Annotated in this window: 13 protein-coding genes and 1 other RNA gene; 12 read left to right on the top strand and 2 right to left on the bottom strand. The window is 47.5% G+C overall.

The features are described 5' to 3' along the window. The first annotated feature begins 123 nt into the window (after window positions 1-123). Genes CKQ54_RS05810 through CKQ54_RS05765 form a run of 10 tightly spaced genes read left to right on the top strand, consistent with a single transcriptional unit; the run spans window position 124 to window position 9,361 of the window. On the top strand, window positions 124-399 hold the full coding sequence (locus CKQ54_RS05810) for a TcpQ domain-containing protein (protein ID WP_279630497.1): 276 nt from the start codon (window positions 124-126) through the stop codon (window positions 397-399). A gap of 22 nt (window positions 400-421) precedes the next feature. Then, complete coding sequence (locus CKQ54_RS05805; RefSeq protein ID WP_120162145.1) at window positions 422-1,870, top strand: type II and III secretion system protein; 1,449 nt, start codon at window positions 422-424, stop codon at window positions 1,868-1,870. Between the two features lie 18 nt (window positions 1,871-1,888). Continuing rightward, the gene (locus CKQ54_RS05800) at window positions 1,889-2,446 is read left to right on the top strand and encodes a pilus assembly protein (RefSeq protein ID WP_120162146.1); all 558 of its coding nucleotides are present in this window, start codon (window positions 1,889-1,891) and stop codon (window positions 2,444-2,446) included. A 4-nt stretch (window positions 2,447-2,450) separates the two neighbouring features. After that, window positions 2,451-3,299: a hypothetical protein gene (locus tag CKQ54_RS05795; protein ID WP_120162147.1), complete on the top strand. Its 849-nt coding sequence runs from the start codon at window positions 2,451-2,453 to the stop codon at window positions 3,297-3,299. Continuing rightward, window positions 3,281-3,781, top strand: coding sequence for a hypothetical protein (locus CKQ54_RS05790; RefSeq protein ID WP_120162148.1), 501 nt, complete (start codon window positions 3,281-3,283; stop codon window positions 3,779-3,781). Before CKQ54_RS05795 ends, CKQ54_RS05790 begins: the two co-directional genes overlap by 19 nt. Then, window positions 3,778-5,307, top strand: coding sequence for an ATPase, T2SS/T4P/T4SS family (locus tag CKQ54_RS05785; RefSeq protein WP_120162149.1), 1,530 nt, complete (start codon window positions 3,778-3,780; stop codon window positions 5,305-5,307). The genes CKQ54_RS05790 and CKQ54_RS05785 overlap by 4 nt, the downstream gene beginning before the upstream one ends. Next, a complete protein-coding gene (locus CKQ54_RS05780; protein WP_120162150.1) occupies window positions 5,291-6,337 on the top strand; it encodes a type II secretion system F family protein in 1,047 nt (348 codons plus the stop codon). The genes CKQ54_RS05785 and CKQ54_RS05780 overlap by 17 nt, the downstream gene beginning before the upstream one ends. Before the next feature lie 11 nt (window positions 6,338-6,348). Continuing rightward, window positions 6,349-7,689 carry a hypothetical protein gene (locus CKQ54_RS05775; RefSeq protein ID WP_120162151.1) on the top strand — a complete coding sequence of 447 codons (1,341 nt, stop codon included), beginning with the start codon at window positions 6,349-6,351 and terminating at the stop codon, window positions 7,687-7,689. A gap of 28 nt (window positions 7,690-7,717) precedes the next feature. Continuing rightward, window positions 7,718-8,548 carry a prepilin peptidase gene (locus CKQ54_RS05770; protein ID WP_120162152.1) on the top strand — a complete coding sequence of 277 codons (831 nt, stop codon included), beginning with the start codon at window positions 7,718-7,720 and terminating at the stop codon, window positions 8,546-8,548. A 3-nt stretch (window positions 8,549-8,551) separates the two neighbouring features. Further along, on the top strand, window positions 8,552-9,361 hold the full coding sequence (locus CKQ54_RS05765; RefSeq protein WP_120162153.1) for a M23 family metallopeptidase: 810 nt from the start codon (window positions 8,552-8,554) through the stop codon (window positions 9,359-9,361). Between the two features lie 90 nt (window positions 9,362-9,451). Here the strand turns inward: CKQ54_RS05765 and rnpB are convergent. Then, window positions 9,452-9,830, bottom strand: an RNA gene (rnpB, locus tag CKQ54_RS05760) — RNase P RNA component class A. Window positions 9,831-9,855: 25 nt separating this feature from the next. Beyond that, window positions 9,856-10,725 carry a 16S rRNA (cytidine(1402)-2'-O)-methyltransferase gene (gene rsmI, locus CKQ54_RS05755; protein WP_112288072.1) on the bottom strand — a complete coding sequence of 290 codons (870 nt, stop codon included), beginning with the start codon at window positions 10,723-10,725 and terminating at the stop codon, window positions 9,856-9,858. 61 nt (window positions 10,726-10,786) lie between these two features. Here rsmI and CKQ54_RS05750 point away from each other — a divergent pair, with 61 nt between their 5' ends. Both CKQ54_RS05750 and CKQ54_RS05745 read left to right on the top strand, forming a co-directional pair. Next, the gene (locus CKQ54_RS05750) at window positions 10,787-12,814 is read left to right on the top strand and encodes a penicillin-binding protein activator (protein ID WP_120162154.1); all 2,028 of its coding nucleotides are present in this window, start codon (window positions 10,787-10,789) and stop codon (window positions 12,812-12,814) included. A gap of 63 nt (window positions 12,815-12,877) precedes the next feature. Continuing rightward, the gene (locus tag CKQ54_RS05745) at window positions 12,878-13,246 is read left to right on the top strand and encodes a YraN family protein (RefSeq protein ID WP_120162155.1); all 369 of its coding nucleotides are present in this window, start codon (window positions 12,878-12,880) and stop codon (window positions 13,244-13,246) included. Window positions 13,247-13,265 lie beyond the last annotated feature (19 nt).

The raw sequence follows: 13,265 nt of genomic DNA, 5'->3' as shown, positions 1-13,265 counted from the left end.
GCTCAGGCAGCGGTTAATGCGGACTTAAACCTGACGCCCGTTCCCGCAAATATCTCGCCAGAGACACCACACAATCCTTTCTCTGGTGGAGAGAAAGCCGCTACTTCACCTACTACTACAACGATGTTGTCGCCCGCACCGGTTCCATTGACATTCCCTCTGACACTCAATAGTGGTGAACTTTTGAGTCAGGGAATTAAAAAATGGGCAGAAAGTCTGGGATATAAGCTTCTCTGGCAGAGCAAAAATGATTATTTAATTTATAGCCACATCATTCTCGCCGGTAAAGATGATGACGAAGTACTGACAGAGCTAGGCAAGCTATTTTCTTCTGAAAACTATGGGTTGATTATAAAAAACTATCAGAAGAATCGTGTACTAATTATTGATGATATGTAACTGAAAAGTTCAGGATAGGGATATGAAAACCAAAATTGGATTTATGATATTGACTCTTCTTTTGCAGGGCTGCGCGGGAAGTTTTAATAAACACTTTTCACGCAGTAATGTTAAAGATGCCTTGCCGGGTGCGACGTCCGCAGATGAAATGAAGGTCAAACCGTATATTAAATATGACACAGCTTATTTAGGAAAAAAAGTTGACTACAGCTCAACACGTCAGCACTTGCTTGCTAAAAAAGTCGCCATAAACTCTTATGAACCTACAGACCTGAACACCGTTCTGGATGTTTTATTGGCACAAACAGGAGTCAGCCATAGGATTAATTTAGACATCCCGGGTGTAAAAGGTGCCGATGCCGGAAAAGTCAATGTTGAAGCACATAGCATTAATTTCACTGGCACCTTTGAGGAGTTTATGCGCTATGTCTCTGCCCTTTATGATGTTAAAACCTATCTGGATGAGAATAATATTCTTAAGATTGATGCGTTCAGTGTTTATGCTATTAAGCTTGATTTTTACGGCGAAAATAACAAATTCGAAGCCAGCCTGGATTTATCCAATGACGCAGTCAGCAGTGGTGGCCTGGCAGGGAAATCTGAAACTAAATTTGAATCCTCTTTTTGGGATGACGTTGAGAACATGGCAGAAAAATATGTTTCAAGCGGCATGTACAGCATATTTAAAGATGCCTCAATTGTTACGCTCACCGGTCGCCCGTCAGAATATAAGGTATTGAGTGATGTATTAAAAAAATACCAGGATGATAATAACCGTCAATTCGTCGTGACTTACAAAATCTTCACTCTTAATAAAGAAAAAATGGAAGAATATGGTGCCGGCCTGAATATGTCTTACGTTGATGGGGGCAGCAGCGTCATAATCGATACAGCAATAATGGATATGCTGGGAGGGGGCATGACCATCGCGGGCGGAGCTGATCGCGCACTGAGCATCGACGCTAAACTGAACGCACTGTATTCACTTACCGGGAGCAAAGTGCTGCAGAGTGGTTCATTTGTAACACGGAATAACACCCCAATCCCGCTCAATATGACCAATTCTCAGCACTATGTCTCCGGACGTACACGGACGGTGAATAAAGACAGCGGTGATGAAGATGTCGAGATCGAAACAGCTGAAATAATCACCGGCACCAGTTTTATTATCACTCCGCGTGTCATGACGGATGGCCGTGTGGAAGTCACCAGTGGATTTACCAAGAGCCAGTTAAACTCGATAGATGTATTTGATACCGTTCAGTTACCTAATGTGACAACGACGGAAATGTTTAACTCCACGGCGGTTAATCCTGGCAGTTTACTCATGGTTGCAAAATATGAAATGAACGAACTGAGTAAAAATAAACAGTACCAGATGTTGGGTTATGGACAAAGTACTGAGGACAATGAACATACCGTTGTCATGGTCGTAGGAATTGACTATTACCGTGCGCCTTTAAATCGTTAATTTATTGAGATGGCTATCATGTTAAATACATTGTCACGTAATAATATATTGACAGGGTTAATCTGGGAACCATCCGGTCACGACAATATGGATGCCGGTTATATGAGATGGATGGTGAATATACGTCGAAGTCACCGCATGTATGTTTACCGCGTACAGGATGAAGCTAATACAAATGAACTGATTGGCTATTCTTTAAAGACAGCACCGGGCTGTGAATCTTTTGCAGTTCATCTCCGAAACCTTTACGGCGATGGTATTTATCATTTCGATGCAGGTGATCATAAAATTTATCTGTTAATGATTATGGATGGCATCATCATTAGTGGAAGTGACTGCGTCATTACAGAAAATTTTTTTACTGAAATCGTGGAAACCTTACCCACATCGAAATACTCACGACTACAGGTATCGGAAATCACGCCGGCACAACTGGACTGCATTGCTGAATCATGCAAAGAAAATCAACTAATTTATAAAAGAAGACAAAGGCTGTTCTGGTCGGGTGTTGCCTGTGGCGTATTAATTCTGCTCATTGCATCTTCAATATTTTTGTACAGTATAATTTCTGGATGACGATATGATAAAGGGACTTAAATTACGCAAAAATTCCCGGCCTGTTTCCCGCAGAATCAAAGCTGGAATTGCCATCGGAGTGCTATTACTCCTCATTGCCGGCGGTATTGCAGGCTGGTATTTTTTTGCTTATGAACCCGCGCAACAACGAGATGAGATAAAACGTCGCGAAGCGCAGCAGTTAGCTAATGACATAAGTACGGTTGATAAATTCTATTTGAGTAATTTGTCAGGCGGGAGCATTTCCAAATTTACAACATTAGCTGCAGAGATTTCCAAAAGTCAGCGTATTCTGTCTGATTTTAATTATGTCAATGAAGTCTATACCTGCGATGCGAAAAATTGTTCGTTCAGCTATCAATTAAAAAAAGGTAGCGTGTTTACGCTCGCACAGAAAATATTTTTTGATAACGTTTATACTGCCAGTTTTTCAGATACTTCCATTGATTTCGCAGGAATTAAATCAGGACTGGATAACAACCCGATATTGTCTGCATACAAGAATAAAAAGGATATTTATCCGCCCTCTTGCGGTGATGTGCTGAACTATCTTTATTCTTATAACTCAGTATCTGACCCCAGAAAAATCGTGAAGATTGTCTCGCCACCAGGCTCTGCTGTACAGGCTATCGAAAATAAAATAGCAGCAAAAGGGAGGGGGAAAAATTATGGGATTAATGTACTGAGTTGGGAAATGGAAATCCCTAAACAGTCTAAAAACTATATGGCGCTATTGTACACCGCCAGCCTGTTAGAGAGACAAGCTTTCAGGGATGCTTTCATCATCCAAAAAATAGACAGCGTTAAGGATAATAAAATTACAGGAGTTATGGTATGCAAAACAGGAAATTAATAATAACTGCACTGATGACTTTGTTTTCTTCTGGCAGTTTTGCCGATGACATTCAAGCCACTGGCGAGAATGCCGGGGGACTTCCTGCGCCCATTCAGGAGCATATATCGAGGTTGATGGAAGATGACGTAGCGTTTAATCAGGCCGAGCATCAGCTTTCACAGCAGCTGACACTCGCCAAGTTGCGCCTCGAAATGGCGAAAATAAAAAGTGAGGCGGCCGAGCTGACACAAGGGCCAATCCTCAATATGAATAATGAATCTGCGGACAAAGATATTCAACCCACACCGTTACCTGCCGCCGCAGAGCCCAGAGTTATGATGTTATCGCAGATTGCGGGCATCACCCAAGCCGCGGTGGCTGTAGGTTCAAAAACCGTATTTGTACGTATTGGCGAAATTTTTACGGCGAACGGTAAGCGCTATGCTGTCCATCAGGGCAGTAACGCGCAACAGTCATTTGTAAGGGAAGTCTCCCGGTGATCCTGGATTTCATACGGCTTACGGAGGATTCCATTCACAGTGGCGAATGGATTTTTGCTGAAATTGAAGATCGTATGCTGATTGCCCGCTCGGGTACGCAAGAGTATCTCGTTTCTCAGCGTTCATTAATCGAAGAGCTGCATATTCTGCAGTATGAAGTTCGTAAGATGAATGATATCCATCATCATAAGATTGCCGGGATCGGTGGGGTCACCGAGGCCGTGTATTTCAAAATCTATGAACTGGTTTCTTTGCAGAAACTGAGTCGTGTCGCGCTGGATATTAGTGAAACGCAGAAAGAGCTCGAAGCCATACTGATTGAAGCCGTGAATATGGGGGCCAGTGACCTTCACATCACACGCAATGATATTCTTGCGCAGCTGGAGGTTCGGGTTAACGGTATGCTGTTGCCCATGATGCAGATGCCTGCCAGCAAATGTGATGAGCTGGTATTCGTCCTGTACAACGTACAAGCCAGTACCCGCGATACCACCTGGAACCGCACTATTCCGCAAAGTGCCAATATTCTCTACACACTCAATGCGTTAAGTTTTCGGTTCCGCTACGCGCACTTTCCGATTTTTGGCGAAACGAACGATTGTTATCATGCCGTGCTGCGAATTATTCCTTCCGGATTGTCAAAAAGTGCAGTCGCCAATCTTAATAAACTGGGCATATCGAACGAAGAATTAGACGATCTCAAAAAGATCCTCAGCAACCCTTATGGTGCCTATTTTATTGCAGGAACCACGGGGTCGGGGAAATCCACAACATTGAAGAACCTGATGGAGTGGTTACAAATCAATCGTTATGGCAACAAAGGGTGCTTTCTCACGGTTGAGGATCCTGTCGAATATCAGATATACGGAGCGAAACAAAGCTCAGTGGTCAGTGTTGAAGGAGGCGGCTTCCATTCAGCCATCAAATCAGCATTGCGACGTGATCCAGATGTTCTGATGGTCGGCGAAATCCGCGACACCATATCTGCCAACGCTCTGGCCGGAGCTGTGGAAAGTGGTCACTATTGTTTCACCACAGTTCATGCGGGGAATATTGTCTCCTTATTACAACGCTTATCTGCCATGGGTATCACCAGCGATAAGCTTTCCACGCCAGGATTCATTGCCGGACTGCAATGTCAAAAACTTGTCCCCGTTATTTGCACCCATTGTCATCGCCCTGTCGATATATCATTCGGTGGGGAACTGATGTCTCTGTACGAGCAATATGAGGATGGCTGCGAGAGATGTAAATATACCGGCATCAGTGGCAGGCAACTGGTGATGGAATATATGCGACCAACCTACGATGAACTGGCTGCAATATCTAAGCAAGAGTGGTTGCAGGTTTATACCTTGTGGCGGGAGAAACGCCTTTCGGCACCAGGAATGAGCGAAGGATTTGAAATAAAAGAAAAAGTATTTGCTGAGGTTCTGCGAGGTCGGGTGTGTGCGACATGGTTCAATATGGAATTTGGCGATGTAGATAAAGATAACAGAGAGATTATCCATGGCAAAGTTCGGTAAAAAACAAAGGCTTTTTCTTTATAAGTTCTGTGCTGACATGATAAGCACAGAACTGCCGCTTTACGACTCATTGGTCAAACTTCAAGTCGAGGGAAAAAACCTCCTGGGTTCAGCTTTTTCGAAGAATATTGGCGTATTAACTAACAATATGAAAGCTGGTCTTACAGGGGCTTCTATCGCCGTAATGTTTAAAGGCCTTGTTCCGCAGAGTGAACTGAGTGTAATTAATGCAGCCGAGCAAAGCGGAAGCCTTGCTGATGGATTTATGACGTTAGTTAATGTCATAAACTATAACAGCGAATTGAAGAGTAAACTCATCTCGGCAGTGCTTTTTCCGGTCATTATGATAATTTTGTCTCTTATTGTTATTGCGGGGTACTCAATGAAAGTATTCCCTGCTTTTGAAGGTGTGGTTCCTGTCAGCAAATGGCCGGGGATCACACAATCATTGTATTCATTCGGAAATGCTTTAGTCGCGGGCTTGTGGATTTATATACTCATTGTTATTTCAGCAATCGTTTTTTTTATAAAGATGGTCATCTCAAACGTTAGCGGCAAACTTAGAAATCAGGTGCTCGACCGGATACTGCCTTTCTCAACGTATAAACAAATTGTGGGATCTATTTTTTTAAACAATCTGGCACTAATGTTGAAAAATGGCATCCCTTTAAATGATGGCCTCGGGATTACTTTATTAAACTCTAACCGATGGTTAAAGCACCATATAAACATTATGCGCGAGAACATGGCGACCGGACTCGGTTACGGTGAAGCGCTGAACACCGGATTATTTGGACCTGAAACGCTGCTGAATATTAGTTTGTACGCCGAATTACCATCGTTTAATGAAGTACTGAGTTCCGTCTCGGCTAAATCCCGTGAACATGTTCAGGAATATATAAAAAGGTTATCCGGGGTATTGAAGTCACTCTCCACGTTGATACTGGGAGGATGTGTAATTTGGGTTTTTGCTGCCCTTTTCGCTCTGTCGGACACCCTTGGGAAAATGGGTTCAAGCGGCTCTTTTTAAAGGATTATACCATGAGAAAAATAACGCTTATTTTCGCAACACTCTGTTTGCTGCCGATCAGTGCATTCTCTGCAACGATACCTCAGGGTGGCGTTTTCAAATTTACTGAAGCTGATGGTGGTGGCGGAGCCGCACACCCCCTGGACATGCCGCTGGCATTGCCTGTTGCCAATTTTTTTGGTTATGCAGTGAGTGGCAATTCTTATTATTACGATGAAAAAAGTTCCTCTCCGATCGCTGTCAATATTATGTATATCGAATCAGATGACATGCAAATCCCTGCATCACGATTGCCAGAAATCACCGATGACAATTATGATTTTTCACAACATTATCTCCCCTATACGTCAGGTGATAAATACAGTTGGGTCAGCGGAGGTAAGGAAGGCGACTGGGGATTGCCCATTTTCAATGCGAAACCTTATATAAAAAAAGATCCGTTCCCGGCGATTACCGCCTGTTCCGGGACGCCGGCGACACTTAAAGAACAGCGTTACAAATGTAAGCCTGGCATGACCTCAGGCTCCCGCACACTTTCTTTATACGATGAACTTCTTGATGTTGCGACAAAACAAAATAAGAGCCTGTGGGTTGGCACCCTGGTTTTTCCACGCGCTTCTGCAGGTCCCGAAGGTTCTACCAGTAATATCGGTACAGGTGGCGACGGGCATGAATTAGTGGTTTACCTTCCGCACCGACATATGTCACTGATCCATGTGGAGGCGATATTACTGGAAGGAACGTCGGGTATGCATCAGGTACTCACTGCCTGGACATTAAAAAGTAATGACGGCGAAAACTTCACCTATTATAAAGGGCCTGAGGGTAACAACCAGAGCCATTATCCCGCTCCAGCATTTGTCTCAACCGGAAACCCTGCTGCCTTTAATGGTTTCATGGGCATAGGATTACTGAACCAATATGAGAATGAATCTGTTCCTGTTACTGAGGTTGCTGCGATTCATACACGTATTGGAGGAGGTTTGAAATGGACAAGTCTTTGGTATGACGCATTGGGATGGGCACGTGGAGGAGATATTTTCATGTGTATGAACGGGGTGAAAGGTGAAAATTCAATAGATGACTATACCGATTTGTTAAATTTTGAATACCCGGATTATTTTTTAAAAACAATTATTAAGCAACAGAATAGGTACTCCCTTCCTGAGGGTAGAAAAGGATTCAGGTTTGAGGAAATGTTTGATAAACCACCGACATCTAATAATGCCTATATATGTGACACCAAAGGCACTCAGTTATTTTCTTCACGTCTTAGGGTCTATACGCCAACGGGAGGGCCTGACACAGCCACGGACTTTATGGAATTACATACTGACGTCACACCGCGATAAATAATAACTTAAATAGCAAGAGATTATTATGACTCTATTTTATCAGTGGTTTTATCCCACCATGGCATTAATTTTCGGCCTGTTTATTGGCAGCTTTATTAATGTTTTGATTTACCGGTTGCCGTTAATGCTTTTTGCACAATGTAGTACTGAACCCGATGCTGTCAACGTCAGCCTCTGGTGGCCCCCTTCACATTGCCCGGCATGTGGTGCGCGGGTTTTGAAGCGTGACAATATTCCGGTTCTGAGCTGGTTATGCCTGAAGGGAAAATGTCGCCATTGCGAAAGTGCAATTTCTGCACAGTATTTAATTTCCGAAATTCTGTGCGCAATCGTCTTTACCGGCCTGGCAATTATTGCTCTGCCGCAGTTCACAGAAGTTCAGATTTGCAGTTTCTTTCTCTATTTCTGTCTGCTCTACAGCTTGTCGGTGATTGATTTTCAGCATCTGATTTTGCCAGACAGTCTGGTTTCTTTACTGCTATGGAGTGGTTTACTCTGTTCAGTATCAGGTATCACCGATATCGAACCCCGCTCTGCTATTTGTGGCGCGGTGGCCGCATGGCTATTACTTTATGTCGTGATGGCGGCCTATGAGAAACTGCGCGGGCGTGAAGGGCTGGGCTATGGCGATGTCAAACTGTTAGCTGCAATCACCGCCTGGCTGGGAATGGAAAAAATCCCGGAACTGATTATCGGGTCGGCGGCCTCAGGAATGATGGTGTATCTGCTCTGTACACTGCTGAACCAGCGCCGTTCGCTGGAAAAAGATAATCCCACCTCAGAAAAGCATTACATCCCCTTCGGCCCTTCAATCTGCATGGCCGGACTGGTGATATTTTTTATTGAGCAACTTTAAACTATGCACCGGATACTGCCTTTCCTGCTGCTCATTCCGTTGTTTGCACAGGCTGCTGGCGATGCCGCAGTCACGCTGGCATTGATTCATGCTACGCGTTCCGATGTGGAGGTAAATAATGATCATTTTTCTCCGACGACGCTACTTACGGCCAGAAAGGAGATAACATCAGAAGCAAGTAAGCTGAAAACTGGATCCCCATCAATTCGCTACCCGCATTTTCTCTCACCAATGAATATTCCTTTGCGGGTCACTTCCGCATTCAGTCTGCGCTGGCATCCCATCATGCATCGTTTCTCCCGGCATGAAGGCACTGATTTTGCCGCCCCGCCGTTAACACCGGTATTCGCCACGGAAAAAGGGATTGTCGTGGAAGCGATGTATCATCCCACCGCCGGTAATTACGTGGTAGTAAGCCATCCGCAGGGGTGGAGAAGCCGCTACCTGCATCTGACCAGACTTAACGTTATCGCCGGACAGAAGATAGAACGTGGCGATATCCTCGCTTTTTCAGGTAATACCGGACGCAGCACGGGGCCACATTTGCATTTTGAGTTGATATATCAGGGACAGGCAATGGACGCGGCGAAGCTGCTTTCATCTTCCGATGTTTCATACAGGCAAGCTGCCGACGTCAGTGTTTCGACAATTTCCGTACCCAAAATTATGCTGGTGACTGAAATAGCCGGTCAGGAAAAAGTGATGGTGAGGTATAACGGAAAAACAGTCTATGCCAGTGCTGATCAGAGAGTTTTCGGCGATTATAAAGTGATTTTGAAGAATGGCAGGTACCGGTTACAAAAAATGTCCTGAAGAGAACAAAAGAGAAGTGGGTGTATCCCAAATGATGACGGGAAAAAGACGAAAGCCCGCGTAGTGTTAACTACGCGGGCTTTCTTTTGACGAGGGAGTTGACCGTTAAGCCGGGTTCTGTCGTGGACAGTCATTCGTCTAGGCCAGCAATCGCTCACTGGCTCAAGCAGCCTACCCGGGTTCAGTACGGGCCGTACCATGTGAACCCCTATTTGGCCTTGCTCCGGGTGGAGTTTACCATGCCACGAACTGTTGCCAGCCGCGCGGTGCGCTCTTACCGCACCCTTTCACCCTTACCTGATCCCACTTGCGCGGGCCATCGGCGGTTTGCTCTCTGTTGCACTTGTCGTAAGCTCGCGCTTCCCAGGCGTTACCTGGCACCCTGCCCTATGGAGCCCGGACTTTCCTCCCCTCCTTCTGTCTCCCCCGAAAGGGACGGCAAAGAAGCGGCGACTGTCTGGTCAACTCCGCGGCGGATAATAGGGTATTACGCCCTATTTGTCACCCTCTTGCTCATCAAGCGCGTATTTATACAACGCATTCTTTTTCACGCCGTGGATTTCCGCGGCCAGCGCGGCGGCTTTTTTCAGTGGCAGTTCTTTTTGCAGTAACGCCAGTGTGCGTAAGGCTTCCGCCGGTAACGCTTCGGTATCGAGTTTATGGCCTTCAACAATCAGCACCATTTCACCGCGTCTGCGCGTTTCAACTTCCTGTACCCAGGCCAGCAGTTCGCCCACAGGCGCACCGTGAATATTTTCCCAGGTTTTAGTCAGTTCGCGCGCCAGCACCACATAACGCTGCGGCCCCCACACTTCCACCATATCCTGTAAACTGTCGATCAGACGGTGAGTCGATTCGTAGAAAATCAACGTGCGCGGCTCTTCGATTAATGCCTGTAACGTATCTTTACGTGATTTGGTTTTGGCCGGCAGAAATCCTTCGTAACAGAAACGGTCAGAAGGCAAACCTGCGGCACATAATGCGGTGATCGCCGCACAGGCACCCGGTAACGGCACCACACGGATACCTGCCTCACGACAACGACGCACCAGGTGGTAACCGGGATCGTTGATAAGTGGCGTACCGGCATCGGACACCAGCGCAATGGTCTGGCCTTCCTGCAACTTTGACAGCAAATGCTCGGCTTTCTGCTGTTCATTATGATCGTGCAGCGGGAACATTTTGGCGGTGATCGCGAAATGTTGCAGCAGCAATCCGGTATGGCGGGTGTCTTCTGCGGCAATCAAATCTACACTGTTCAGTACGGCCAGCGCGCGTTGGGTAATATCCCCTAAATTGCCAATTGGCGTCGGTACGATATACAGCGTTGAGGCAGAAATATCTGCTTGATCGTCTTGATTCATTGTTTCATCCGGATTGCCGATTTAATATTGAGCATCTTGAAAAAACATCACTGGAAACTGAATGCCTTCCTCAATGACCTTTCGTACCCGTTCGGGACGTTTACTCCCTGCCATTATCGTGGCTATGCTTCTCGCCAGCTGTTCCGGTCAGGCACCACAGGCGCCGACAGAAAGTGTCCAGGGTGCAGCGTCCGGCAGCTCTGACTATTTTCTGCAACAGGCACAGCAAAGCGGTGATGATAACAAGGCTGACTGGCAATTGCTTGCAGTGCGTGCCCTGATACGTGAAGGCAAAGTGCCGCAGGCCGCTGAACAACTGGCTAAAGTGCCGCAAAATCTGACCGCCGCACAAACTCTCGAGCTACAACTGACCAGCGCTGAAGTGCAGGTCGCGCAGAAAAACGTTCAGGCCGCGGCCACCAGCCTGAGTAAGATAGACCCGACCAATCTGACCAACGATCAGAAAGCGCGTTACTACCAGGCGCAAATTGATGCCAGCCAGGGACGGACCAGTCTCGGGTTGATCCGCGCATATATTGCACAGGAACCGCTGTTGCAGGGCAAACTGCATCAGGACAACATTGACGAGACCTGGACCGCGCTGACGCAAATGTCCGCGCAGGACGTCAACAGCATTGTGATTAATGCTGATGAAAACACGTTGCAGGGATGGCTGGATTTACTGAGCGTCTGGCAGAGTAACAAGCAGGATCCTGATCTGCTGAAAGCCGGGATCAAAGACTGGCAGCGTCGTTATCCGGTAAATCCGGCAGCGAAAACCCTGCCGACTCAGCTGAATAATGTGCTGAGCTTCCAGCCAGCCTCTACCGGCAAAATTGCGCTTTTCCTGCCGATGAGCGGTCCGGCGCAGGTTTACGGGAATGCGATTTCGCAAGGTTTCAACGCGGCAATGAACGGTCAGTTAAGCCAGCCAGCGCCGCAAACAGCGCCTGCTGATCCGAATGCACAGACACAACCACCGGCAGACCCGAACGCGGCGGTGAGTACTTCTGCACCGGATGCCAGCCAGCCGCAAACCGATCCCGCTCAGGCTCAGCCGGCTGCAACCCCAGCTGCGCCAGCGCCTGTTGCCAGCAGCAATGCGCAGGTGAAAGTGTATGACACCAACGGCCAGCCGCTGGCGGCGCTTCTGACACAGGCTCAGCAGGATGGTGCCACACTGGTTATCGGCCCGCTGCTCAAAGATCAGGTCAACGAACTCTCTTCAGATCAGACTCCGCTGAATGTTTTAGCGCTTAATCAGCCAGAAACTGAGAAAAACAGCCCGAATATCTGTTACTTTGCGCTCTCGCCGGAAGACGAGGCACAGGATGCTGCGCGCCATATGTGGGCGGAGCAAAAACGGTTGCCACTGTTGCTGGTTCCACGTGGCAACTTTGGTGACCGTATCGCGCAGGCTTTTGCTAACGAATGGCAGAAGCTGGGCGGCGGCACCGTTCTGAAACAAGGCCTCGGCTCAGGCAGTGAATTGCGTTCTTCTATCGGCAGCGGTATCCGCCTGACCGGTACGCCGGTCATCGCCAGTAATGCTGCCGCACCGGCACAAGCACAGGGCGTGACGATTGGCGGGATCACTATCCCGGCTCCGCCGACCGATGCGCAAATTACTCAGGGCAGTTCAGGCGGTGCAGTGGATTCCGTTTACGTTGTGGCCACGCAGAGCGAACTGACGCTGATTAAACCGATGCTCGATCTCGCCGTAAATGGTCGCGTACATCCTTCCGTTTATGCAAGTTCCCGCAGCTATCAGGCAGGTGCCGGCCCGGACTATCGTCTGGAAATGGAAGGCGTGCAGTTCAGCGATATTCCATTGCTGGCGGGCGGTAACCCGGCGCTGATGCAGCAGGCCACCGCTAAATTTGGTAATGACTATTCGCTGGTTCGCCTCTACGCGATGGGGATTGATGCCTGGAGTCTGGCAAATCATTTCTCGCAGATGCGCACCCTGCCTGGCTTCCAGGTTTCCGGCAGCACCGGCGACCTGAGCGCCAATGAGAATTGTGTTATCCATCGCAAACTGCCTTGGCTGCAATACCGTCAGGGCTCGCTGGTGCCGGTTTCTTCATAAGAGAAACCCGGCCGCGCCGCTGAGACGGGATCGTTCAGCCATAACAAGTACAAGGACGTACTGATGAAATCTTTTTTATCTAAAACGCGGGCATGCGGCGATAAGTACGAAGCCTTTGCCCGTCGTTATCTTGAAAGAGCCGGGTTAATCTTCGTGGCGGCCAACGTGGCCTGCCGTGCAGGTGAGATTGACCTGATCATGCGTGACCAGCAAACCTGGGTGTTTGTAGAAGTCCGCTACCGGCGTAACGCTGATTTTGGCGGTGCGGCGGCCAGCGTGACCGTTCAAAAACAGCAGCGCCTGTTACGCGCGGCGTCTTTCTGGCTTGCAGGAAAGAATGCAAGCTTTGACACATCATCTTGCCGTTTTGATGTTTTTGCCATCACCGGCAGCCAGGTAGAATGGCTGCGTGATGCATTCAATGCGGAATAAATATTACGACGACTGACTG

Source organism: Rahnella variigena, from assembly GCF_003610915.1.
In the GTDB taxonomy this organism is placed as follows: Bacteria; Pseudomonadota; Gammaproteobacteria; order Enterobacterales; family Enterobacteriaceae; genus Rahnella; species Rahnella variigena.
This window is presented reverse-complemented; position numbering and strand designations above follow the sequence as displayed.